Source organism: Streptomyces sp. NPDC127119 (genome assembly GCF_042677425.1).
Lineage (GTDB): Bacteria > Actinomycetota > Actinomycetes > Streptomycetales > Streptomycetaceae > Streptomyces.
Genome location: NZ_JBHXTO010000059.1, coordinates 26,888 through 50,825, shown reverse-complemented (window position 1 = coordinate 50,825; position 23,938 = coordinate 26,888). Strand labels below are relative to the sequence as shown.

Genomic DNA, 23,938 nt, shown 5'->3' with positions numbered 1-23,938 from the left:
TCCCCCCGGACAGCTGGTACGGCACCCTCCTCAAAGGCATCCTCAACTTCCAACCCGACCCCACCATCCTCCAAGTCGCCGTATGGGTCCTCTACTTGATTCCTGTGCTGGTTTTCTTCCTCTCACCTGGACGCTCTCGGAGCGCACCACGTTCAGGGAAAGCAGCAGGCCAGGCTTCGGAGAACGCATCGGAAGCGGCGGCTGCCGACAGGCCCTAGTCCTCCCCCGCGACCGACTCGCATCCAGAGCGGTCTCCACCGCAGCCAGACGCCAGACACTTCGACGGTGATGCCATGACCACAGCCTCGGCCGCGTTACTTCCGGTGAACGCGGCCCTCGCCTGGGTCCTGGCTGTGCTTCTCGCGGCCGCCGTCGCCGTGACCGCCGTGGCTCGGCTCGCGCCCGATCAGGGCACGGGCCGGGCCAGGGAAGTACTGACCGCCGGTCTGCGGGCAGCTGTTCAGCTCGGGGTGGTCTCCGTGGCCATCGGCTGGGTCGCGCACTCGCCCACGGGCCTGCCCGCGTTCCTCCTGCTGATGTACGCGGTCGCTGTGCGTACGGCCGGGCGGCGCATCACCTCCGACGGCACGTGGTGGTGGATGGCCGTGCCGATCGCCGCGGGCGTGGTACCCGCCGTCGTACTGCTGCTGTCCACCGGCCTGGTGAAGGTCACCGGGATCGCGATGATCCCGGTGACCGGCATCCTGATCGGCGGCGCGATGACGGCCACCGTCCTGGCCGGCCGACAGAGCCTGGCCGTGCTGCGGATGCGTCACGGCGAGGTCGAGGCTGCTCTCGCCCTGGGTTTCGTCGAGCGCGATGCCCGCGTGGAGATCGCCCGCTCGGCTGCTTCGGAGGCGCTCGTGCCCGGGCTCGACCAGACGCGGACGGTCGGGCTCGTGACGCTTCCCGGCGCGTTCGTCGGCATGCTGCTCGGGGGAGCCGACCCTGTCACCGCGGGTGCGGTGCAGCTCTTCGTCCTCGTCGCCCTGATGGCCGTTCAGGCCGTCGCCGTCGTCGTGACCCTTGAGCTGATCGCACGCGCACGGATCACTGCCCCGGCCCACCACGAGAAGGCAGCCGCTCCGCACCGACGGCGGATCTCGTGGTCCCTCGTGCGGCGACAGCGCGAAACCACCCCGTCCGACCCGTCCCATCCGTCCGACCCGTCCGACCCGTCCGACCCGTCCGACCCGTCCGATCGGACACTCCCCGCGAGGACCGCCCGCCGCAACCGGGCACCCACCGCGAAGACCGCCCGCCGCACACGACGGGGCTCCTGACATGAGACCGCCAGCCATGGCGACACACGGGACCACCGGCCGGGTCGGCACACGAGACCACCGGCCGGGGCGACCGCGGCACGCGCACGCGCACACGCACACGCACGCGCACACGCACACGCACACGCACACGCACGGAGACAGTGGTGCAACCGAGTGGGAGAGCAGTGTACGAAGCGAAGAAGCCCGTCACGGAAACGGACACCGCAGCGCCTGCCGTCCGGGTCGTGGCGTGGCTCGGTGCCCGCGAACAGGTCGAACGAGACCTGCGCGATGCCCTGGGCGGACAGTCCAGCCTTCGTGACGACACACTGGCGAAGATGGCCGACGTACTGCAGGCCACGGCGAACGGGCTGGGGCAGGAAGCCGCCGCCGTGTGGGCGGGCGTACCGGGCCGGGTCCTCCAGAACTGGCTCAAGCAGGACCCCGCGTTCGCCTCCGCCCTGGAAGCGGCCACCGCACTGGCCGCCGCCCACGGGCTCGGGACCGGCCGCGAAGCCACTCCCGCCATGCTGCGGGTCGCTGCAGTCGCTTTCATCCGGGGCGCCGACTGGTCGACGGCCGCCCGCGCGGCAGGATTCAAGCCGTACCGGCTCCGGCAGCTGGTGCGGGCCTCGCCCGCGCTCGGCGCTCTGCTGGACGCGGCTCGAAACGCTCGGCCGCGGAAGCACAGGAATCCTCCGCGAGCCTCCCGCCGGTCCGGCGTCACGGGGCGGACGGCGAATGAGTACGGGTACCGCTTGGTGCGCCTCGACGACCCCGCACTCCCGCTACCACCCGCCCACCACCACCCCGCACTCCCGCCCCCACACCCGCCCGTCCAAAGCGACGGACCCGCCCCCGAAGAGCTGGAGGAACGGCCCGGTGGAGGGCGCGTTCCGTAGCCGTGGAGCGAACGTCCTTGACAGGCAACGGCGGTTACGACGGAAGAGGCGTCGCCGTCCGGGTCCGTGCGTCGCCGTTCCGGTCAGTGCCCGTTCTCTTCCAGCAGCCGACGCAGCTCAGCCTCATCGGTCGGACTGAGCCTCTCGACGAAGCGGGCCAGCACCATGCTGCGGTCGCCGTCCTGGTCGAGCTCGCGGTGCATGCGGCGAGCCGTCAGGCCGTGGGCGTCCTCGACGGGGAAGTAGACGAAGCCGCGCTTCACGGGCTTGCGGTCGATGACGCCCTTTTCGTAGAGGCGGATCAGCAGGGTGGCGACTGTCGTCCGGGCCAGTGGTTGCGGCATCTCGGACCTGATCTCGGCGGCCGACCGTGGTTTCCCCGCCGCCCACAATGCGGCGAGGACGCTGGCCTCCAGCTCTCCCGCAGGCCGACGCTCACCGTCACCCCCAGCCATGGTTTCTCCCTCTCTTCGCCAGGCAGACTCTTCACCAGACAGAGCACCGGACAGCAGAAGCGTTTCCGCCACCGGGCGCGGACTGATCCGTCCCTGCGGCCATTATCAGGGGAGAGCCGCTCCGGCAGGGCCCGAGGGACGGGTACAGCAAGGCCCAGGAACCGGTACGGCGGCCGCGTACGTGCCCTGCGCGTACGCGGAGGGAACTTGAGCGGGTCCTTCGACGCCGGTCGGACAGCACTCGGACAGCAGGCGGGCAACTCGCCTACTCCTCCGGACGGCACTCGGACAGCTCCCCTACTCCTCACTTCTCCTGCCGACGAGACCCTTTCGGTGTGCCTCCGCGACGAGTTGGGCCCGACTTCTGACATTGAGTTTGATCATGGCGCGATTTATATGCGTCTTGACGGTGAGATGCGAGACGATCAGGCGGTCCGATATCTGCTTGTTGTCCAGACCGAGGGCCGCAAGGGAGACCATCTCGCGTTCCCGCGGTGTGAGATCACCGAATCTCTCTTCCGCCTCATCGCTGCCGCTGATGTGCGTCAGTGGAAATACCCTGTCGAGAACGCAGCGCGTCGCGGCCGGCGAAAGGTGTGCGTCACCACGAGCGACCGCCTTTATCGCCTCGACGAGAGCCTCCGTCCCACTCTCGACTTCAAGGAATCCGCTGACTCCCGAATTCAGCGCCCCGAGTACCCAGGTCTCGGTGATGACGTCCGCCAGCATCACCACCCGGATGCCGGTCGCCCAGGGAGCGTGCGTGATCTGGCGTGATGCCTCGATGCCGTCGATCCCGGCCGAGTGGACGTGGACCAGGACGACGTCCGGTCGCAGACTCCGGGCCAGGCGGACGCCGTCCATTCCGCCCTCGACCGCTGCGATCAGTTCGATGTCCGGCGCGTCCGCGACGAGTTGTCCGATCCGCGAGTGCACGGAATCCTGGCCGTAGACCAGCAGCACACGGAGCATCATCCACACCTTCACTGAACATTCAAGTAAAGCGCCGGGGCGCGCCCACTGGAGTGGCTTCCTGGGTCGTCGGTCTACTCCCGGCAACTCCCGTACTCCGGCGCGGTTCTGCTGCGGGAATGGCCGATATGCGCAGGCGTGCCCGACCGCGCCGAAATAGCCACCCTTCGATTCCGGCGGCCTTGGAGCGCATGTACCGTGGACCGCAGTAAATGACTGTTGGGGCAGGGCACTTCGATGCGACCTTCCAAGGAAGGAATGGGTCCGTCTACAGTCTTGTAAACGGTCTACGACACTGTAGTCGAAGCTGAGGGTGAGCGTGTAGACGGCCTGCCCGACGGTCTCGCCGTGCTGAAGGACACCTGATGCTGACTCCGCTGTTCGTCGTGCCGCTGGTGCTGCCGTTCCTGCTGTGCCTGGCGACGAGCCGGGTGCTGGTGTGGGTACGGCCGACCGCGGCCCTGTGGATCCTCACGTCGGCGACGCTCCTCTCGGCCGCGGCCTGTGTCGTCTGCCTCGGGGCTCTGATCCTGACCGGCCTGTTTCTCGTGCCGGCCGTCGCGGAGCGCAGCCACTTCGTCCACCATCTGTGCACGCCCTCCGTTCCCGTGGTCGGCGGGATGGCGGTCCTGGCCGGCCTGGCTCTCGTTCTCGGCGGGCTGAGGTTCGGGCATTCCGTGGTGCGGCACAGCCGCACGCTTCGGGCGGCGCAGCGGCAGGTGGCGCGGCTTCCCGTGGTGGGGGATCTGTGCGTCGTCGATTCGCCGCGGCCCGACGCGTACGCGCTGCCGGGCCGTCAGAACCGCATCGTCGTGACGGCGGGCATGCTGCGCAGCCTGGGGGCTGCGGAGCGGGAAGCCCTGTTCGCCCATGAGCGCGCTCACAACGCCCAGCGGCACCACTACTTCCTGACGGCCGCCGAGGCCGCGGCGCACTGTCATCCCGCCCTGCGCAGGGTGCGGGAGGAGATCCGTCTCGCCGCGGAGCTCGCGGCCGACGAAGCCGCGGCCCGAGCCGTGGGGGACCGGAAGCTGGTCGCTGTCGCGGTGGCGCGAGCCGCGTTGGCCAGTCATGACGCGGGTCCCACCACGCGCCCCTATCTGACCCTCGGAGCGGCGACGGGTCCCGTCTCGCAACGCGTCACCACGCTCCTCAAGCCGTCTGCCGTGCCCGGCAGGGCGCGGCGGTGTCTGGCCCTTCTCGTGGCTCTCGCCGTTCTTGGCTCCGTGGGCGTGACCGTGTCGGCGGTGCTGCATCTGCACCATGAGGTGGGCGAGGCGCAGGGCGTGGTCGCTCGCTGACACATCCATGGGCCGGGGATGTTCACGCCTCCAAGTTCTCGCGACCTTCCGGCTTCTCGCGATCCTCCGGCTTCTCGCGATCCTCCGGCTTCTTGCGATCCTCCGGGTTCTGGCGACCCTCCGGGGACGGGGCGGTTCGGTGGCGCCCGCTCGTGCCTGACGTGGGTACGGATGCCGGACGGCCGTCCAGCAGTTCCGCTGTGGCCGTGTGCCGCGGATCCGCGAACACGTCCGCCGTGCGACCGGACTCCACCACCCGTCCGTCGGCGAGGACGGTGATCGTCTCCGACCGGTCCCGGACCAGCGGCACGTCATGACTGATGATGACGAGGGTCATGGAGCGGTCCTGCCGCAGCCCGTCCAGCAGGTCCATGACCGCGTGGCCGGTGCTCCGGTCGAGCGCGGACGTGATCTCGTCGCAGATCAGGATCTCGGGCTCGGCCGCGAGAGCTCTGGCGATCGCGACCCGTTGACGCTGGCCGCCCGACAGCTCGTGCGGATACCGGTCGGCGAAGGCGGCCGGCAGCCCGACCTGGCGCAGCAGCTCCTCGACGGCACGACCCGTGATCCCGGAGGGAGTGCGGCGGTGGATCCGCAGGGGCCTGGCCACCGATGATCCGACGGTTCGGCTGGGGTTGAGCGCCCCGAGAGGGTTCTGGGTGATCAGCTGAAGGCGGCGGCGCTGGTCCCGGCTGCGGCGCCCCATGGCGGCGGGCAGGGCTGCGCCGTCGAGCCGTACGGTGCCGGACCGGCTCTTCTGGAGACCGACGAGTGCACGGGCCAGTGTCGTCTTGCCGGAGCCCGAGGCACCGACGACGGCTGCCGCCGAGCCCTTCGCCACGGTGAGCCGGATGCCGTCCAGCACCGGGCGCCCGGTGCTCCGGCGGCCGAACGCGACGCTCAGGTCGTGGACGTCGAGGAGGGGCGCGTCGACGGCCTCCGTGCCGGTGGCCGACGCCGTTGGTGGCCGCCGGGACGTCGCGATGCGGCCGGAGGGGCGCTCGGCCCTCTCCGCCGGGGCTTCGGTCATGGCCTCGTCCGGGCCCAGCCGTACAACGTCGTCGGCGAGTCGCTCGACGACATCCGTGTCGTGGGAGGAGAAGGCGACGCCGAGATCGTGCTCGTGCGTCAGGCGGCGCAGCAGTTCGGCCATCTCGGCGCGCAGCACCGGGTCGAGTCCGGCCGTGGGTTCGTCCAGGAGCAGCAGGGACGGGCGCTTGGACAGCGCGCGGGCCAGGGCGACCCGGCGCAACTGGCCTCCTGAGAGTTCCCCGGGCCGGCGGGAGGTGAACCGGTGGTCGGCCGGCAGGCGGACCGCGTCCAGCAGATCGCGTACGGCCTCGGGTGTGCGGTCCGTGTTCAGCTCGCGGAGAAGGGTGCGGATGCGCAGCCGGGGGTTGAGTGCCGACGCGGGGTCCTGTCCGACGTACGCGATCCTGGTTCTGCGGAGCTCGCGGCGTGCGCGCTCGTCCAGTTCGAGCATGTCGTGGCCGAGTACCCGCACATGGCCGGCGGAGCGTGCCGTACCGGGCGGCAGGTGTCCGAGCAGTGCTCGCAGCAGTGTCGTCTTTCCGGCGCCCGAGGGGCCGGTGACGGCGACGAGGCGGCCCGGGTGAAGGGTGAGGGACACGTTCTCGAGGAGAGGGTGGCCGTCCGGCGTGGTGACGTCGAGCGTGCTCACCTCGGCCACCGGCGCGGAGGGGTGACTCACTGTGTCCGTGTGCAGGTCGGGGGTGTGGCTCACAGCAGGGTTACCGCCTTCCGGCCGGTCTGCGGGGCCAGGGCCGCCGCCGCGAGGTTGACGCTCAGGGCCAGCAGGCCGATCGCCACGCTGGGGGCGAGGACGGCCCAGGGGTTCAGCAGGATTCCCGGCGAGTTCTCCCGGATCATCAACGCCCAGTCGGCGGCCGGTGGTTGGGGGCCGACCTGCAGGAAGCCCGCCATGGAGACGACGTAGACCGCCTCGACGAATCTCAGGCCCAGCACGGCGAGCAGGGTGGCGCGCAGGTTGGGCAGTACTTCGCGCACCACGAGGAACCAGAGGCGTTCGCCGGCGACGGCGGCTGCCTCGACATAGCCGGACGCGGCGACGGGTGCTGCGGCATGGGCCACGAGGCGGACGGCGTAGGGCAGTCCCAGGACGATTGCGGCGACGGCCACGGCGAGGCGTCCGCCACCGGGCCAGGACAGGGCGACCAGCATGATGCCCAGCACGGCGGGGAGCAGGATCAGCACGTCCGCGGCGCGTTCGACGATCCGGCCGACGGCCGGCCGCAGGGCGCCGATCGCGCCGGTGACGGCGGCGACCGCGGTGACCACCGCGGCGATCAGCAGTGCTGACAGCACGAGTTCGCGACCGCCCGCCAGGACCCTGCTGAGGACGTCGCGGCCGAGTTGGTCGCCGCCGAGGAGCGCTCGGCCCCCGGCCCCGGCGTAGGGAACGGTGACGGGTTCGTCCACCGCGTGGGGGGTGATCCACGGTCCGGCGAGGGCCAGGACCACGAGTGCGGCGGCGGGCAGGACCCGGAGCAGGACGGCCGTCTTGGGTGAACGCCGTTGTTTTCGGGGAGAGTTCACGCCGCGACGGCCTGCCGGTGGCTTCATCTGCGGCCTCCATCGGTGGAGCGGGTCGGCGACAAGGGGTCCACAGGGCTTCGTACGGTCATCGCTGTCCCACCGTCAGCAGGTCGCGGAGCAGGTCCGCCATCAGCAGTACGACGCTGATGGCCGCGCCGGCCAGTACGGTCACCCCGGCGATCACCGGGGTGTCGCGGTCGGCGACCGCGGAGGCCAGCACGGCGCCGATTCCTGGGTAGTTGAAGATGGTTTCCACGGCGACCGCTCCGCCGAGGAGCACTCCGGACGAGGTGGCGAGCCCGGTGGCGATGGTCGGCAGGGCTCCCGGCAGGACGTGGAACAGCACCACCCGGCGCGGCGACAGGCCGTCGAGGACCGCGGCTTCGACGTACGGCGCGCGGGCCTCGTCGGCGAGGGCCGCGCGGGCGATGCGCGTGTTCCAGCCGGTCTGCGGAATGGTCAGGGCCAGTGCGGGCAGGACGAGCATGGTCCAGGACGCGGGTGAGCCGTCGCCGTCGGTGAGGGTGACCGCGGGCAGCCAGCCGGTCCACAGCGACAGCACCAGGACGAGCCCGACCGCGACGACGAACTCCGGGACGGCGAACACGGCGGTCGACGCACCGGTGACGAACCGGTCGAGGCGTCCGCCGGGCCGCAGTGCCGCACCGGACGCGAACAGCAGCGAGAGCACGGCCGTCAGCAGCAGTGCCGATCCGCTGAGCACCAGGGTGTTGGGGAACGCGGTGGTGAGCAGGCCGGTGACGTGCTCCCCGTGTGCGGAGGTGCCCAGGTCGCCTGCGGGCAGTCCGGACATCCAGTCCCAGAACCGTTCCGGGACGGGCCGGTCGAGACCGAGTGTCTCCCGTCGGCGGTCCACGTCCGCGGCGCTCTCACCGCGCTCGGCGGTGGCGTTCGCGGCGTCCCCGGGCAGCAGCTCGACGCCGATGAAGACGACGGCGAGAAGTGTCGCGAGGAGCACGGAACGCTTGAGCACGACGAGGCCGGCACGGGCCGCGACCCGTGCCACGGGCGGTCGGGCCGACCGGTTTTCGGCAGGTACCGCCGAAGGACCCGCCGGCTCTCCGATGTCCGGGATCAACTGGTCAGCCATGCCGTTTCGAGCTGGACCCGGCCGTAACCGGGCAGCGTCGGCAGGCCGCGCACCTTCGCGGCGGCGAGGTCGACGCCGTCGGCCATGCCCCACAGCAGATAGCCGGAGCGGTCGTACTCGATCTGCTGCATCTCCCGCAGCAGTTGGACACGCCGGGTGTCGTCCGCGGTGCCGATGGCCTTCTCGTACGCCGTGTCGAAGGCGGTGTCCTTCCAGCCCGCCTCGTTCTGCCCGCTGTCGGAGACCATGGTCTTGCCGGCGAAGAAGACCACCGAGTCGTTGGTGCCCCAGTAGCTGGTGTACAGGTCGCCCTTCAGCCACGTCCTGTCCCAGAACACCGCGGACTCCTGCTTGACGACCTCGACCTTCACACCGGCCTCGCGCACCTGGGTGGCGAAGAGGGTGGCCGATTCGGCGAGCCCCGAGATGTCCTCGGTGGTCATGAGCTCGTACGTCCTGGACGTGTCGAACCCCGCCTCCTTCAGCAGCTTCCTGGCCTTCGCGAGATCGCGGGCGCGCTGCCTGATGTTCTTGGCGTAGGCGGGGTCACCGGTGCCGAGGATGTCGTTGGCGACCGTGCCGTAGCCGGACAGGACCTGCTTGACCATGGCCTCGCGGTCCACGGCCAGCCGCAGCGCCTCGCGCACCCTGACGTCGGCGAAGGGGCCGTCTGCGGTGCGCATGACGATCGGCATCGCCATGTCGTCGGGGCGGCGGACGGTCCGCACGTCCTTGCGCGTCCCGGCCGTACGGTCCGCGATGGCACCGGCGTTGGAGGCGAGGTCGAGCTGTCCGGCGAGCAGCGCGTTGGCCATGGCCTGCGGGCTCTCGAAGATCTTCACCTCGATGGCGTCCAGGTGCACGGTCCCGCCGTACCAGGAGTCGTTGCGCACCAGACGGGCGTTGCCGCCGCGGAACCAGTCGAGTTTGAAGGGTCCGGTGCCGGGTGCCTTCGCGATGTCCTTGTCGCTCGTGCCGTCGGGGACGACGAACGTGGTCAGGCGGGTGAGCAGCGGGAGTTCGGCGTTGGCGTAGTCGGAGACCAGGACGACCGTGTCGGTGCCCTCGGCGGTGATGTTCTTCGCCTGGATGCCGGGCAGCCGGGAGGCGCCGGCGGGGGTGGCGCGGAGCCGCTTGAGCGAGAAGACGACGTCCTCGGCGGTCACGGGAGAACCGTCGTGGAACGTCGCGCCCTTGGCGAGCTTGAACTTCCAGGTCTTCAGATCGGCCGACGGCTCCCAGCTCGCGGCGAGCCGGGCAGCGGTGTTCGGCCCGGCTCCCGGGACGGTCAGCGCGTCGTATACGAGGCTGAGGATCAGGTAGTCGCTCTCGTTGGACTGGGTGCCGTGCGGGTCACGGGTGAGGGCGCTCGCGCGGCCGAGGGCTCCGACCCGCAGCGTGCCGCCCTTGCGGGGCTTGGCGGACGTGCCGTCGGCGGATCCGTTCGGCTCGGCGTCACCGCCGCCGCACGCGGTCAGCGCGGATGCCGTGGTCAGAGCGGCGCCGGCCCACAGCAGTTGACGTCTCGACAGGTCCACGTGTTCCTCGGCTTCCCAAGCAGGGTTAATTACTTAGGTTTGCCTATCCTAAAAAATCGACCGGTCGCAATACTCCAAGTGGAGTACAGCCTCCCGCGCCGGATCCACCTAACTTAGGTGTGGCTTACCTGAGCCGCCGACCGGATGCGTCAACGGATCGCAACCTCGCCGACCCATGTGTCCCGTGCGATCCACGCAGCTGATCCGCTCCGTACGCCCGCGTCCGGCTCCTTCCCGCCATCGCCCCGCGCCCCCGCACGCGCCCCACGAACGGATGGTTGACCATGCCGACGGCAGTCACGCCTGTGCGCCAGCTCGACCCTCACGCCGTAAACGAACTGACCGAAGCGGCACAAGAACTCCTCTCAGCCTTCGACGGGGACCCCCGGTCCCTCGCCCTCGTACGTCGACTGCCGCACACCGCGGCCACTTTGAGCGCCGGGATCCGGCACGTCTGCCGCCCCGTGGACACCTGTGCCGGTCTGTACGTCGTACGCGGCATCCCCGTCGACGACGAGACGATCGGCCCCACGCCGGACCACTGGTCGACGGCGGGCCGCTCCGGGGCCGTCCACGACGTGGCCCTGCTCCTGCTCGCCACCGTGATGGGCACCCCCATCGCCTGGGAGGGCCAGCAGGACGGCCGGTTCGTGCACAACATCGTTCCCTCGCCCGGTCACGAGGAGGAACAGACCGGAGCCAGCAGCAGCGTGCTGCTCAGCCCGCACACCGAGGACGCCTTCCACCCCGGCCGTGCCCACCTGCTGATCCTCGGCTGCCTGCGCAACCACGACGCCGTCGCCACCACCGCCGCCTCGGTCAGGCAGGTCGAACTGGGTGCCGACGACGTGGAGTTGCTCAGCCGTCCGGCTCTGCCGATCCTCCCCGACGACGCCTACGCCGAGGCGCAGGCTTACGCCGGAACGCCACCGCCCGTACCCACGCTGTGGAGGTCTCCGGACGGGCTCACCCTGCGCTTCGACCTCGCCTACACCCCACTCGGCGACGCGTCCGCGCGACACCGCGCCGCCTACGACCGCCTGGCCGGGGAACTGTCCAGGGTCTCCGTCGCCGTCAGCCTGGAGCCCGGCGACGTCCTGGTCGTCGACAACGACCTCGTCGTGCACGGCCGGGTGCCCTTCAAGGCCCGCTACGACGGCACCGACCGCTGGCTCAAGAGGGCCTCCGTCCGCGTTCCCGGCAGGCGCACCCGCCCGCCCGCCGAAGCCGACGAGCACGGCTACGGCCAGGCCGCCCTCGAAGCGCACGCGAGCTGAACTCCCGTCCCGCAACGGAGGAATCCCCCATGACGCACGCTGCCGCCGTTCCCGCCTCCGCCACCGTTCCCGCCGCCCCCGCCGGCACCCAGGTGTCCGGCGACGACACCCACCTGCGGATCCTGTCCACCAGTGACCTCGCCGGGATCGAGATCTCCCTGGCCGACGTGGTGGCCACGGTGGAGGGCGCCTACCGGACACTCCACGAAGGCCTCTCCGACAACCCCCGCAAACTGACCGTCAAACCGCGGGACGGGCACTCCGTCTCCTACGCGATGCTGGGCCGGGACGGCTCCCGCGACGTCGTGGCGATCAAGACCTCGTACAAGCACGGACTGGACAAGGGCCGTACCCAGCAGCACTACTACACGGCGCTGACGCTCTACGACGACATCACCGGGCTGCCGGTGGCGATGATGGACTGCTCCCGCATCGGCTCACTGCGCACCCCGGCCGTCTCCGCGCTCCTCGCCCGGGAATGCGCCGCACCCGGAGCACGCTCCGCCCTGGTCATCGGCACGGGAACCCAAGGGCGCCTCGCCCTGCCGTTCCTGCTCACCACGCGCCCCGACCTCGACCGCCTGATGCTGTTCGGCACCCACTCCGACGGCATCGCCGCCGTCCGCGAGCAGCTGCGCGCCCATTTCCCCGACCGGGACGTCGAGATCGTCACCGAGTTGCGGGACGCCGCCGCGGACGCCGACATCATCCTCGCCACGGCCGGCTCGCACACCCCGGCCGCCGTCGAAGCGGACTGGCTCAAGCCGGGCGCGCTGTCCGTCCTCGTCGGACACGGACTCGCACCCTCCACGCTGCACCGGGCGGACCGGGTCGTCGCCACCAGCGAGGCACAGATGAACGTCACCGGCACCGACATGGCCGACGCCGAGGGCGAACTCCCGGCGGTCGACACCGAGTTCCCGCCCGTGCTCGCCGGGGCCGCAGCCGGCCGCACCGGCGACACCGAGCGGATCTTCGCCTACAACAGCGGTCTCGTCGTCACCGACATCGCACTCGGCCACCGCTTCTCCCAACTGGCCCTCGCCCAGGGCCTGGGCATCGAGGTGCCGCTGTGGCAGTGACCACCGTCACCGGCCGCCCGGCCCTTCCGGCACTGCCCGACCCCGCCACCGAGGCGCTGCTGGCCGGCGGGCTCCTGCCCGAACTCGCCCACGCCTTCGGCGGCCCTTTCCACTTCCTGCTGCCGGATGCCTTCGACACCAACCTGCGGTCCCTGCGCGGAGCGCTCGCGGCGGCCGGCGTCAAGGGCTTCGTGTACTTCGCGAAGAAGGCCAACAAGGCGGCCGTCTTCGCCGAACGCGCCGCGGCACTGGGCGCCGGAGTGGACGTGGCCTCCGTGGGAGAGCTGCGCGAAGCACTCGGCCACGGCGTGCGCGGGGAGCACCTCATGGTGACCGGGCCCGCGAAGGACCCGCACCTGCTGCGGCTGGCCGTGCGGCACGGCGCCCTCGTCGCGGTCGACGCGCTCGACGAACTGGACGCCGTGATCACCCGCGCCTTCGCCGGACAGCCGTACCCGGCCCGGGTGCTCCTGCGGGTCCTGCCCCCGCTCCAGCCGCACAGCCGCTTCGGAATGGCCGAGGACGAACTGGCCACGGCGATGGACCGGTGCGTGACAGCGGGGGACGCGCTGCGGATGGAAGGCTTCAGCTTCCATCTGTCCGGCTATGAAACGGGACCCCGCGCCGACCTCGCCGCCCGGCTCGCCGGCCTGTGCCGCACGGCCCGCTCCAAAGGGCTGGCCGCCGACCGGATCAGCATCGGCGGGGGCCTGCCCGTCAGTTACACGGACGCCGACAGCTGGCGCACGTTCCTCGAAGCGCAGCGACCCGCCGACTACCACGCAGGGAAGACCTTCCGGAGCGGCGACTTCTACCCCTACCACTCTCCCCTCGCCGGGGCCGACGCGCTGACCGCGCTCCTGGCGACCCGGCCGGGGAACAGTGGGACGACCCTGGCGGGTGTCCTCAGGGACGCCGGGCTGGAACTGCTCCTCGAACCCGGCCGCGCCCTGCTCGACCGGGCCGGAGCCACCGTGTTCACGATCCAGGGCGTCAAGGAACGCGACGGCTACCGGCTGCTGACCGTCGACGGTACGAGCCTGAGCCTGTCCGAGCAGTGGTTCGGCAGCGAATACCTCCCCGACCCCCGGCTGATCCCGCAGTCGTTCGAGGACTCCGAGAAGTGGGCGGAGGGGGCGGAGGGGGCGGAATCAGGGGAGTCCGAGGTGCCCGGCGGGACGTACCCCGCGAGCGTCGGCGCCGCCACCTGCCTGGAATCGGACCTGCTCACCTGGCGCAAGATCGCCTTTCCGCGTCGCCCACGCGTCGGTGACCTGCTGCTGTACCCGAACACGGCCGGCTACCAGATGGACTCCAACGAGTCCCCGTTCCACGACCTGCCCCTGCCGCCCAAGGTCGTCATCGACCGGACCGACCGCACACGGCCGCGCTGGCGCCTGGACCGCCACTTCACCTGACACCACCACCGCACGAACCGGCCCTCCGCCTGCCGTCCCCCTCACAGGAGCATTCGATGCCCGGAGCCCTTCAGCGCCCCGCCGTGGTCTCCCGCCTGTCCGAACTCATAGGCCACACACCCCTGTTGGAACTCGCCGCCACCGAGACGGGCAGCCGCCTGCTGCTCAAGCTGGAGATGTTCAACCCCACCGGAACCGCGAAGATCCGGATGGCGCGCGCCATGGTCGACGCCGCCGAGGCCGCGGGCGAACTGCGCGCCGGAGGCCGGATCATCGAGTCCACCTCCGGCAACACCGGCCTGGGCCTCTCGGTGATCGCCGCCGAACGCGGATACACCTTCACCGCCGTGGTCGACCACCACGCGGCCCCCGACAAACTCCGCGGCATGCGGGCCCTGGGCACCGAACTCGTTTACGTCGTCGCTGACGGAACCGAGGAACTGGCCACCGCCGCCCGCGAGGAACTCGCCGAGGACATGGCACGCGGCCGGGACAACACCGTCTTCACCGAGCAGCACAACAACCCCGCCAACGGGGTCGGGTACCACCCCGTGGCCCACGAACTCAACGAGGCCCTGGACGGCAGGATCGACGTACTGATCGGCGCCGTCGGCACCGGCGGGGCGCTGTGCGGCACCGGCCGGGAACTGAGCAGGCTGACAACCGGCTTCACCGTCATCGGAGTGGAACCCGAGGGCTCGATCGCGTTCGGCGGCCCCGCCCACGACTACTACCAGTCCGGCACCGGCACCCCCGAAGGAGCCGAGATCGGCGCCCTGGTCGACTTCGACCTGATCGACGAAGGAGTCAAGGTCGGCGACGTCGAGGCGTTCGCGACCTGCCGGGCCGTCGCCCGTACCGGCTTGCTGATCGGCGGCTCGGCCGGCGGCGTCGTCCACGCAGCCCTGACCCGCCTTCCCTCTCTGCCGCCGGGCACCACCATGGTCGCCCTGATCAACGACGGCGGGGAGAAGTACCTGGACACCGTCTTCAACGACGACTGGATGAGCGAACGCGACCTGCTGAGCCCCGCCACCGAGCGGGAGATCGGCGAACTCCTCACCAAACTCCGCAGGAACCGGTGGACCACATGCTGACCACCCTCCTCCGCGACAGCCGGGCCCTCGGCGTGCTCGCCGTCCCGCTCGTCCTCACCCAGCTCGCCCAGGTCGCCCTCACGACCACCGACACGGTGATGCTGGGACTGCTCGGCACCACCGAACTCGCGGCCGGCGGCCTGGCCTTCGTGATCTTCAACCAGATCCGCACGATGGGCGTCGGCCTCGTCACCTCGGTCGGCAACCAGGTCGCGGCCGCCGCGGCCCGCGCCGAACAGGCGGCCGGCGGGGCGGACAAGCACGGAACAGAAGGAAAGGGCTACCAGGGCAACGAGGGCGGCAGAGGCGGCCGGGACGGCAAGGGTGGCCGGGACGGCAGGGGCGGCGCCCAGGTGTCGGCGCACGACGAGGTACGGGCCGTCGTGCGCGCGAGTCTGGCCGTCGCCACCCTCGCCGGAATCACCGGCGCCCTTCTGATGATCCTCATCGGGCAGGCGCTGCCGCTGCTCGGCCAGGACCCCGAGATTGTCGGCCTCACCCGGAAGATGCTCTCCGCACTGGCCCCCGGCCTGCTGCCCTGCCTGTGGTTCCAGGCCGTACGCCAGTTCACCGTCGGCATGCGACGCCCGCAGGCCCTGCTGCGGATCACCCTCGTGTCCATCGGCGTGAACGCGGGCCTGAACTGGATCCTCATCCACGGCACCTTCGGTCTTCCCCGCCTGGGACTGACCGGCGTCGGAATCGCCACGTCGAGCGTCCATCTGCTGTCCTTCGCCGCCCTGTACCTCGCGGCGAAGCGGGACGCCGAACTGGCCCCGCTGCTCGGCCTCGACGTCACCCGCACCGACCCGGCCGTGCTCAGGCGGATCCTCGGTCTCGGCGTGCCGATCGCCGCCACCTACGGCTCCGAGGCCGGATTCTTCTCCGTCACCGCCCTCATGGCGGGCTCCTTCGGACCCGACGCACTGGCCGCGCACACCGCCGTCAACCAGCTCGTCTACATCGTCTTCCAGGTCGCCGTCGGTCTGTCCCACGCGGCGTCCATCAACGTCAGCCGGGAACTCGCCCTCGGCAACCACGAGGGCGCGCGACGCATCAAGAACACCGCGCTCGCCTGCGCAGGCGCCGTGACGACCTGCGTCGGCGCCCTGTACCTCACGGCGCCGCGGCTCGTCCTGGCACCGTTCCTGGACACCGGCTCCGGGCAGGCCCTCACCCTCGCCACCCACCTCCTGATCGTCACCGCCTTCCTGCAGTTCTTCGACTGCGCCCAGAACATCGGAGTCGGACTCCTGCGCGGACTCGACGACACCAGGAGCGGCTTCCGGATCACCCTGATCGGCTACTGGGCCGTCGGCCTGCCCGCCGCCTGGCTCCTCGCCTTTCCGCTCCACCTCGACACGCTCGGCATCTGGCTGGGCCTGCTGACCGGCCTCGCCGCCACCGCCGTCCTTCTGCTGCGCCGCTACAGCACCGCCCTCACCAGCGCACACCCGGCCCGTCACCCGCACAGAGAACCCCCCACCCCCCTCACGCCCGTAAAAACGCCAGCACCGCCAGCACCCTCCGATGCGTCCCCTCCTCCAGCGGAAGGTTCAGCTTCGTGAGGATTCCGTTGATGTGTTTGCCGATCGCCGCCTCGGAGACCACCAGGTCCTTCGCGATCGCGCCGTTGGATCTGCCCTCCGCCATCAGTGCCAGTACCTCACGCTCGCGCGGGGTGAGGCGTTGCAGGGGGTCGCGGCGGTGGCGCAGCAGGCGGCGGACCACCTCGGGGTCGAGTACCGTGCCGCCGTTCGCGACCTCGTGCAGGGCGTCGACGAACTCCTCGACCTGGCCGACGCGGTCCTTCAGCAGGTAGCCGACGCCGGATCCGTCGCCGGAGTCCAGGAGTTCGGAGGCGTACGTCCGCTGTACGTACTGGCTGAGGACCAGGACCGGCAGCGTGGGGCGCCCCTCGCGCAGCCGTACCGCCGCGTGCAGGCCCTCGTCCTGGAAGCCGGGCGGCATGCGTACGTCCGTCACCACGATGTCGGGCGCGTGCTCCTCGACCGCCGTGAGCAGGGCCGGCGCGTCCCCGACGGCCGCCACCACCTCGTGACCGAAGCGGGCCAGCAGGCCGATGAGTCCTTCCCGCAGCAGCACGCTGTCCTCGGCCAGCACTACCCGGAGCGTTCGGCCGCCTCGGCCGGGACCACCTCGCAAGGAACCTCCACAAGCAACAGCGTCGGGCCGCCCGGCGGACTGGACAGGGCGAGTCTGCCATCGAGTACCGACATCCGGTCCGCGAGGCCGGTGAGCCCGGTGCCGGCCGAGGCGTCCGCGCCGCCCCGCCCGTCGTCGCACACCTGGAGGATCAGGCGGCCGTCGCGGTGGCCGCCGCTGACCCGCGCGCGGTCGGCCCCGCTGTGCCGGGCGACGTTGGCCAGCGCCTCGCAGACCACGAAGTACGCCGCGGACTCCACCGGGCCGGGCAGCCGGCCCGGCAGTTCGAGGTCGACGTCCACGGGGACCGCCGAGCGGTCCGCGGCGTCGGCGACCGCGGCCCGCAGGCCGTAGTCCGCGAGGACCTTGGGGTGGATGCCGTGGATCAGTTCGCGCAGCTCCGCGAGGGCTTGGGCCGCCTGCTCGTGGGCCCTGGCGAGCTGGTCGGCGAGGGGGCCCGGCGGTGCGTCCAGCCGGGCCAGGCCGAGGGTCATGCTCAGGGCCACCAGGCGTTGTTGGGCGCCGTCGTGCAGATCGCGCTCGATCCGGCGGCGCTCCGCCTCGAAGGCGTCCACCAACCGCACGCGGGAGCCGGCCAGTTCGACGACTCTGGCGTCCAGTTCGTCCTCGCGGGAGGCGATCAGCAGCCGGGCCAGCTCGGCGCGGGCGCCGGCCGCGACACCGAGCACGTAGCAGCACAGGGCCATGAGGAGCAGGCCCAGTACGGTGACGCCGAACGCGGTCGGCCACGTGGTCACCGTCCACAGCTTGAGCACCTTCGTCTCCTCGCCGCCGCCGGCCGTGGCCATCAGCAGGGGCGTGGCGGCCATGGACAGCGGGACGAGCAGGGCGACCGTGACGGCCAGGGCGTCGACCGGCCACAACAGCACGGCGAACAGCAGCGCGTACCCGAGTTCCCGCCAGGTCGCCCGCTCGCGCAGCCTGGTCGTCAGCCAGGCCCGCAGGCCCGGCGCGGTCGGTTCCCGGTGCCGGCCGGACGCCGGATCGTCGTCGGTCAGGCGCAGTCTGCGCCGTTCCGCCCTCGCCACGGGAAGCCCGCTGAGAGCGACCACGACGAGCAGGGGAAGGCCCACCACGAGGAGAGCGAGCGCGCCGCAGACCGCGGTCACCGCCACGATCGCCGCCAGGGCGACAACGCCGGTGACCGCGCCCGTGAGCAGGTACGCGGCAGCGCGCCAGGGCCAGGCCGACAGCAGGAAGCCCGGGCGGGACATGGCCTGCCACACGTTCCGGGGGTGCATGGGGATCACCGTAGGACCGTACGAGCGCGGGATCGTCCGGCGCCATCGGGCCAGGGCGTGGATCGGGGGTAGGCCTGGCCCTACCCCAGGTCTCGTCCCTGCCGTAGCGCGCCACGAGGGTGCGCCGACCGACCCTGGAACCGCCGGCGGACAGCACCGACACCGACCTGAGCGGGGACGCATGACCCACGACGTGACCGACGACCTGACCCGAGACGACGGGACCGACCACGCCTCCGACCACGCGATCCGACTGCGGTCCGTGACCCGGCGTCACGGCTCCGGCGGTACGGCCGTCACCGCTCTCGACCAGGTGTCGCTCGGCTTCTCGAAGGGGACGTTCACCGCCGTGATGGGGCCGTCCGGCTCGGGCAAGTCGACCCTGCTGCAGTGCGCCGCGGGTCTCGACCGGCCCACCTCCGGCTCGGTCGTCGTCGGCGGGACCGAACTGACCGGGCTGAGCGAGACCGGGCTGACGCTCCTGCGCCGCGAACGCATCGGCTTCGTGTTCCAGGCGTTCAACCTCATGTCCTCCCTGACCGCCGAGCAGAACGTGGCCCTGCCCCTCCGGCTGGCCGGCCGCCGCCCTCCGAAGGCCCGGGTCCGCGAGGTGCTGGAACAGGTCGGACTCGGCGGGCGGGCCCGGCACCGGCCGACCGAGATGTCCGGCGGCCAGCAGCAGCGCGTCGCCCTGGCCCGCGCCCTGATCACGCGCCCCGAGGTGCTGTTCGCCGACGAACCCACCGGCGCGCTCGACTCGCGGACCGGCCGTGAAGTGCTCGGCCTGCTGCGCGGCATGGTCGACGGCGAGGGCCGTACGGTCGTCATGGTCACCCACGACCCGGTCGCCGCCTCGTACGCCGACCGCGTGGTCGTCCTCGTCGACGGCCGCGTCAACGGCGAGGTGACCGGCGCCGGTGCCGAGGACATCGCCGCGCGGGTGACCGAGCTGGAGACCGCGCCGTGTTGAGCACCACCCTCTGTACGCTGCGCACCCGCTGGGTCACCTTCGTCGGCAGCTTCGTCGCCCTCTCCTCGGGCGTGGCGCTGATCGCCGTCATGGGACTGGTCCTCGCGTCGTCGGCGGACGCGCCCGACCGCGGGCCCGAACGGTTCGCCGCGGCGCCCGTCGTCGTCAAGGGCATGGACACACTGCGGGTGACCACCCCGAACGGGGTCCGCACCCGCAAACTCGCCCAGCCGCGCGCCGTCCCCGAGAAGCTGGTCGCCAGGCTGCGAACCCTGGGGACCGTCGTCGAGGACCGGTCGTTCCCCGTACGGGTCCGGGGCGGGGCCGGTCCCGCCGATCTGGTCGGTCACCCCTGGTCCACCGCCGCGTTCGCCCCGTACGAGCTGGTCGCGGGACGCGCGCCGAAGGCCGCGGACGAGGTCGCCGTCAGCGGCGACCGGGCCCGCCCCGGCACACGGATACGGACCGACGACGGCACCGTACGAGTCGTCGGCGTCGTGAAAGCGGTTGGCGCCGAACGGGACGCGGGCCCCGCGCCCGGACCCGGTTTCGAGAACGCCGTCTTCCACACCGACACCGCCGCCGCCCGGCTGGCGCCCCGCAGCGTCCAGCTGGTCGTCGACGCGGACGCGGCGGCCGTGCGTGAGGCCGTACGCGAGACCGTGCGCGCGGGCGACGGCGTCCAGGTCCTCACCGGTGACGCCCGCCGGTACGCCGACGCCGATCCCGACCGGGACAGGGAGGCGCTCACCGCGATGAACGCCATGTTCGGCACGGCGGCCGGTGTCACCGGGTTCGTGTCGGTGTTCGTGGTGGCGTCGACCTTCGCGTTCGCGGTGGCCCGGCGCCGCCGGGAGTTCGGGCTGCTGCGCACGGCCGGGGCGACCCCGGGACAGCTCCGCCGCATGGTCGTCCTCGAGGCACTCCTCATCGGTGTGCTCGCCTCGGCGGCCGGGTGCCTGCTCGGCTCGTACGGGGCGCCGCGGCTCGCCGCGTGGGCGGTCGACGAAAACCTCGCGCCCCGCTGGTTCACCCTCGGCGACCACACCTGGCCGTACTGGACGGCCTTCTGGACGGGCCTGCTCGTGGCGCTGTCCGGAGCGGTGGCCGCGTCCTGGCGTGCGGGGCGCACCGGCCCCGTCGAGGCGCTGCGCGAGGCGGCCGTCGACACCGGGACGATGACGTGGGGCCGCCGGCTGTTCGGCGGCGGCCTGCTGCTGACCGCCGTGGTCATGCCGGTCCTGGCCCTGGTGGGCGACCCCGGCGAGCTGCTGCACCGCAAGACCTACATCAGCCGGCCCATGCTGCTGATCACCGCGGTGGCGCTGCTCGCACCGGTGCTGGTGCGCCCGATGGCCCGGCTGATCGCCTGGGCGCCGGCCCGGCTGCCCGGCGCCACGGGGATGCTGGTGCGGGAGAACGCCGCCGCGGGCGTCCGGCGTACGGCCGCCGTCGCGGCGCCCGTGCTGGTCATGGTCGCGCTGACGGGCTCGCTGCTGGGTGCCGTCGCCACCCTCCACGCGGCGAGGGCGGCCGAGGTCCGGGAACGGACCACCGCCGACTTCGTGGTCACCGCGCCGCGCGGGGCGGGCTTCGACGAGGGCACGTTGCGGAGGCTGCGGGACGTGCCGGGAACCGAGGTCTCCGTGACGTCGTCGAGCGCCGTGTACGTACTGGAGGACGGTGCGGCGCTCATCGGGTCCGAGGCCCGCGCCGCCGAACCCGGCCCGCTCACCCGCACCGTCCGGCTGCCGCTCGCCGCCGGGAGCGCGGGCGACCTGGACGACGGCTCGATCATCGTCAACGAGGAGTGGGAACGGCACACCGTGGGACGGCGCGTGGACGTCTGGCTCGGCGACGGCACGCGCAAGTCCCTGAGGATCGCCGCGGTCATGCCGGTCGGCACCGGCGACAACGGCGTGTACGTCACCCCGCGCAACGCTCCGAAGGCGTACGCCGACCGGGTCGACGTACGCCTCACGGGCGCCGGGGACGCGACCGCCGCGGCCTCCGTCGCCACCGAACTGCGGGACGCCGTAAGGGAGTCCGGCGGGGACGTGTTCACCGCCGGGCAGTGGGTGCGGGCGACGTACCCGCAGACCGACCGGACGACCCGCACGGGCTTCGTCCTGGTCCTCGGCATCGCCCTGCTGTACACCGGCATCTCGCTGGTCAACACCATGGTCATGGCGGCCTCCGACCGGCTCCGCGACCTGGCCGTGCTGCGGCTGGCCGGGGCCACCCGGTGGCAGGTGCTGCGGCTGGTGGGTGCCGAGGCGCTGATGGTGGTCGTGCTCGGCGGGGTACTGGGGCTGCTCGTCGCCGGGTTCAATCTGCTGGGCATGTGGAGCGCGCTGCGGCTGCTCTCCGTGCGGACGTCGGTCGAGCTGCCGTGGGCGGCGCTCGGGGCGACCGCGGGCGCCTGCGCGGTGCTCGCCGTGGTCTCGTCCGTGGTGGCCGCCGCCCTCGTCATGCGCCGCGGGGCGGTGGAGTAGGCGGTGGATCGGCCGAGGGAGTAGGGGGTGGATCGGCCGGGGGAGTGGGCGGTGGAGCAGGAGGCGGGGTGGGCCGGACCCGTCACCGCCAGTCCGGCGCCCCCGAAGCCGACGGGAGCGCACTCTCGATCTTCGTGCGGGTCTCCCTCATGACCGCGATCACCCGGGCCTCGTGGGACTCGCTGAGGCGGGCCACCGGCACCGAGCAGCTGATGGCGTCCGTGGCCGGGGAGTCGTACCGCAGGGCGAAGCCGAAGCCCGCGATGCCGGGCACCGTCTCCTCGCGGTCGATGGAGTGGCCGCGGGCGCGGACTCCCGCGAGGTCGGTGAGCAGGGTGGCCCTGGTGGTGTGCGTGTTCTCGGTGAGGGCGGGCAACGGGCCCTCGGGGAGCGGGAGTTCGGTGTCGGGGCGTTCGGCGAGCAGGGCCTTGCCGAGCGCGCCCGCGTGGGCCGGGATACGGCGGCCGACCCTGCTGATGGTCCGCAGGTACTCGTGGGACTCGCGGGTCGCGAGATAGACGACGTCCGGGCCGTCGAGCCGGGCCAGGTGGATCGTCTCGCCGAGCGCGTCCGAGGCCTGGTCGAGATAGGGGCGCACCAGGCGGACGTGCGGGTCGCTGTCGAGATAGCTCGTGCCCGTGAACAGGGCGCGGATGCCGATGCCGTAGAGGGACCCGGTCGTGTCGGAGCGCACCCAGCCGCAGTCGATGAGGGTCTGGAGCAGCTGGTACATGCTGCTGCGCGGTACGTCCAGCTCCTCGGCCAGTTCGTCCAGGCGGGCGGGGCGGTCACCGCGTGCGGCGAGCAGTTCGAGCAGCGCGACCGTCCGGGTCGCCGACTTCACCCCGCGTACGCCCCGCGCTCCCCGTGGTTCCTGCGCTCCCCGTGCCCCGCGGCCCCCGCTGCTCTCCGGCATGGCCTCATCGTAAATCCGCGCTGCCGCACCCATTGACCGTGCCCGGTTCACCGACCTAACCTCCGTTCTCATACATGTACGCCATCTGCATATAGAGATGAGAGGTCGGAGATGAGGTACAGCGCGGAGATCGGGAGCGTGGTGCAGCGGCTGCGCGACGGCATGGCGGGCGGAGTGCTGTCCTTTCCTCTCACCAGCTTCCGCGACGACGGTGAGGATGACGGTGACGGCAGCGGCGGGCTCGACCTGGAGTCCTACCGGGCCTACCTGACCGCCCAGCTGGCCCCCGGGCCCGGTGCCGCCGCCCCCGGTGCCGTCTTCCCCGCCTGCGGGACCGGCGAGTTCTTCTCGCTGGACGAGGACGAGTACCGCGCGGTCGTCGAGGCCACGGTCGAGATCGCCGACGGCCGCCTGCCCGTGGTCGCCGGCATCGGCTACGGCTGGGCGCAGGCCCTGCGTTTCGCCCGGATCGCCGAGGAGGCCGGCGCCGACGCCCTGCTCGTGATGCCCCACTACCTGGTCGGCGCCCCGCAGGACGGCCTGGTCGGGCAGCTGCGCCGGATCGCCGCCGGCACCCGGCTGCCGCTGATCGCGTACCAGCGCGGGCAGGTCGCCTTCACCGCCGACAGTTTGCGGCGCATCGCGGAGATCCCCACCGTCATCGGCCTCAAGGACGGACACAGCGACCTCGACCGGCTGCAACGGCTCACCCTCGCCGCCCCCGACGGCTTCCTCTTCTTCAACGGCGCCTCCACCGCCGAGATCCAGGCCCGCGCGTACGCCACCGTGGGCGTCCCCGCCTACTCCTCGGCCGTCCACGCCTTCGCCCCCGAGATCGCGAGCGCCTTCTTCACCGCCCTGCGCGGGAACGACGAGGCCACGCTCACCAAGCTCCTGCGCGACTTCTACATCCCGCTCGTCGAACTGCGCGACCGCGTGCCGGGGTACGCCGTGTCCCTCGTCAAGGCCGCCGCCCGGCTGCGCGGCCTCCCGGTCGGGCTCGTACGGGCCCCGCTCACCGATCCCGGCGCCGCCGACCTCGCCGAACTGGAGGCGATCCTCGACACCGGCCTCGCCCTCGTCGGAGCGCCGCTCCGACGCACCACCGCCTGATCCGCCCCACGTTCCGCCCGA

The 23,938-nt window shown here is 71.8% G+C and carries 20 protein-coding genes and 1 pseudogene; 12 read left to right on the top strand and 9 right to left on the bottom strand.

Annotated elements, in window-relative coordinates; translation table 11 throughout:
- From ACFVH5_RS24050 to ACFVH5_RS24040, 3 genes and pseudogenes are all read left to right on the top strand, one after another.
- A pseudogene (locus tag ACFVH5_RS24050) lies at positions 1 to 218 on the top strand (iron transporter); the annotation flags it as partial.
- A gap of 75 nt (positions 219 to 293) precedes the next feature.
- A complete protein-coding gene (locus ACFVH5_RS24045; protein WP_385835743.1) occupies positions 294 to 1,283 on the top strand; it encodes an ABC transporter permease in 990 nt (329 codons plus the stop codon).
- A gap of 167 nt (positions 1,284 to 1,450) precedes the next feature.
- Positions 1,451 to 2,167, top strand: coding sequence for a hypothetical protein (locus tag ACFVH5_RS24040; protein ID WP_385835741.1), 717 nt, complete (start codon positions 1,451 to 1,453; stop codon positions 2,165 to 2,167).
- 83 nt (positions 2,168 to 2,250) lie between these two features.
- On the opposite strand, the gene ACFVH5_RS24035 is transcribed toward ACFVH5_RS24040, so the two are convergent.
- Both ACFVH5_RS24035 and ACFVH5_RS24030 read right to left on the bottom strand, forming a co-directional pair.
- Positions 2,251 to 2,622 (bottom strand): BlaI/MecI/CopY family transcriptional regulator, encoded by a 372-nt coding sequence (locus ACFVH5_RS24035; RefSeq protein ID WP_385835739.1) that lies wholly within the window; start codon positions 2,620 to 2,622, stop codon positions 2,251 to 2,253.
- Between the two features lie 297 nt (positions 2,623 to 2,919).
- Positions 2,920 to 3,585 carry a LuxR C-terminal-related transcriptional regulator gene (locus tag ACFVH5_RS24030; protein WP_385835737.1) on the bottom strand — a complete coding sequence of 222 codons (666 nt, stop codon included), beginning with the start codon at positions 3,583 to 3,585 and terminating at the stop codon, positions 2,920 to 2,922.
- A 374-nt stretch (positions 3,586 to 3,959) separates the two neighbouring features.
- Here ACFVH5_RS24030 and ACFVH5_RS24025 point away from each other — a divergent pair, with 374 nt between their 5' ends.
- The gene (locus tag ACFVH5_RS24025) at positions 3,960 to 4,895 is read left to right on the top strand and encodes a M48 family metalloprotease (protein WP_385835735.1); all 936 of its coding nucleotides are present in this window, start codon (positions 3,960 to 3,962) and stop codon (positions 4,893 to 4,895) included.
- Positions 4,896 to 4,917: 22 nt separating this feature from the next.
- On the opposite strand, the gene ACFVH5_RS24020 is transcribed toward ACFVH5_RS24025, so the two are convergent.
- Genes ACFVH5_RS24020 through ACFVH5_RS24005 form a run of 4 tightly spaced genes read right to left on the bottom strand, consistent with a single transcriptional unit; the run spans position 4,918 to position 10,121 of the window.
- Positions 4,918 to 6,639 (bottom strand): ABC transporter ATP-binding protein, encoded by a 1,722-nt coding sequence (locus ACFVH5_RS24020; protein WP_385835733.1) that lies wholly within the window; start codon positions 6,637 to 6,639, stop codon positions 4,918 to 4,920.
- Positions 6,636 to 7,499: an ABC transporter permease gene (locus ACFVH5_RS24015; protein WP_385835732.1), complete on the bottom strand. Its 864-nt coding sequence runs from the start codon at positions 7,497 to 7,499 to the stop codon at positions 6,636 to 6,638. Before ACFVH5_RS24015 ends, ACFVH5_RS24020 begins: the two co-directional genes overlap by 4 nt.
- A gap of 58 nt (positions 7,500 to 7,557) precedes the next feature.
- Complete coding sequence (locus ACFVH5_RS24010) at positions 7,558 to 8,583, bottom strand: ABC transporter permease (protein ID WP_385835730.1); 1,026 nt, start codon at positions 8,581 to 8,583, stop codon at positions 7,558 to 7,560.
- Entirely contained in the window at positions 8,568 to 10,121 is a 1,554-nt protein-coding gene (locus ACFVH5_RS24005) for an ABC transporter substrate-binding protein (RefSeq protein WP_385835729.1), read from the bottom strand. Before ACFVH5_RS24005 ends, ACFVH5_RS24010 begins: the two co-directional genes overlap by 16 nt.
- 284 nt (positions 10,122 to 10,405) lie before the next feature.
- On the opposite strand from ACFVH5_RS24005, the gene ACFVH5_RS24000 reads away from it, so the two are divergent.
- The 5 genes from ACFVH5_RS24000 to ACFVH5_RS23980 are packed head-to-tail and all read left to right on the top strand — an operon-like array spanning position 10,406 to position 16,563.
- The gene (locus ACFVH5_RS24000) at positions 10,406 to 11,398 is read left to right on the top strand and encodes a TauD/TfdA family dioxygenase (RefSeq protein ID WP_385835727.1); all 993 of its coding nucleotides are present in this window, start codon (positions 10,406 to 10,408) and stop codon (positions 11,396 to 11,398) included.
- Between the two features lie 29 nt (positions 11,399 to 11,427).
- Complete coding sequence (locus ACFVH5_RS23995; RefSeq protein ID WP_385835726.1) at positions 11,428 to 12,480, top strand: ornithine cyclodeaminase family protein; 1,053 nt, start codon at positions 11,428 to 11,430, stop codon at positions 12,478 to 12,480.
- Complete coding sequence (locus ACFVH5_RS23990) at positions 12,471 to 13,898, top strand: Y4yA family PLP-dependent enzyme (protein WP_385835724.1); 1,428 nt, start codon at positions 12,471 to 12,473, stop codon at positions 13,896 to 13,898. The genes ACFVH5_RS23995 and ACFVH5_RS23990 overlap by 10 nt, the downstream gene beginning before the upstream one ends.
- Positions 13,899 to 13,954: 56 nt before the next feature.
- A complete protein-coding gene (locus tag ACFVH5_RS23985) occupies positions 13,955 to 14,995 on the top strand; it encodes a cysteine synthase family protein (protein WP_385835722.1) in 1,041 nt (346 codons plus the stop codon).
- Positions 14,989 to 16,563 carry an MATE family efflux transporter gene (locus ACFVH5_RS23980; RefSeq protein ID WP_385835721.1) on the top strand — a complete coding sequence of 525 codons (1,575 nt, stop codon included), beginning with the start codon at positions 14,989 to 14,991 and terminating at the stop codon, positions 16,561 to 16,563. Before ACFVH5_RS23985 ends, ACFVH5_RS23980 begins: the two co-directional genes overlap by 7 nt.
- On the opposite strand, the gene ACFVH5_RS23975 is transcribed toward ACFVH5_RS23980, so the two are convergent.
- Together ACFVH5_RS23975 and ACFVH5_RS23970 are read right to left on the bottom strand one after the other, a co-directional pair.
- Positions 16,487 to 17,119, bottom strand: a complete 633-nt coding sequence (locus ACFVH5_RS23975) for a response regulator (RefSeq protein ID WP_385835720.1) — start codon at positions 17,117 to 17,119, stop codon at positions 16,487 to 16,489. The genes ACFVH5_RS23980 and ACFVH5_RS23975 overlap by 77 nt on opposite strands.
- Positions 17,119 to 18,396, bottom strand: coding sequence for a sensor histidine kinase (locus ACFVH5_RS23970; protein WP_385835745.1), 1,278 nt, complete (start codon positions 18,394 to 18,396; stop codon positions 17,119 to 17,121). Before ACFVH5_RS23970 ends, ACFVH5_RS23975 begins: the two co-directional genes overlap by 1 nt.
- A gap of 208 nt (positions 18,397 to 18,604) precedes the next feature.
- On the opposite strand from ACFVH5_RS23970, the gene ACFVH5_RS23965 reads away from it, so the two are divergent.
- Complete coding sequence (locus ACFVH5_RS23965; protein WP_385835719.1) at positions 18,605 to 19,393, top strand: ABC transporter ATP-binding protein; 789 nt, start codon at positions 18,605 to 18,607, stop codon at positions 19,391 to 19,393.
- Positions 19,387 to 21,888, top strand: coding sequence for an FtsX-like permease family protein (locus ACFVH5_RS23960; RefSeq protein ID WP_385835718.1), 2,502 nt, complete (start codon positions 19,387 to 19,389; stop codon positions 21,886 to 21,888). Before ACFVH5_RS23965 ends, ACFVH5_RS23960 begins: the two co-directional genes overlap by 7 nt.
- Positions 21,889 to 21,970: 82 nt before the next feature.
- Here the strand turns inward: ACFVH5_RS23960 and ACFVH5_RS23955 are convergent, their stop codons facing one another.
- Entirely contained in the window at positions 21,971 to 22,804 is an 834-nt protein-coding gene (locus tag ACFVH5_RS23955) for an IclR family transcriptional regulator (RefSeq protein WP_385835717.1), read from the bottom strand.
- 111 nt (positions 22,805 to 22,915) lie between these two features.
- Between ACFVH5_RS23955 and ACFVH5_RS23950 the strand changes: the two genes are divergently transcribed.
- The gene (locus ACFVH5_RS23950) at positions 22,916 to 23,917 is read left to right on the top strand and encodes a 5-dehydro-4-deoxyglucarate dehydratase (RefSeq protein WP_385835716.1); all 1,002 of its coding nucleotides are present in this window, start codon (positions 22,916 to 22,918) and stop codon (positions 23,915 to 23,917) included.
- Positions 23,918 to 23,938 lie beyond the last annotated feature (21 nt).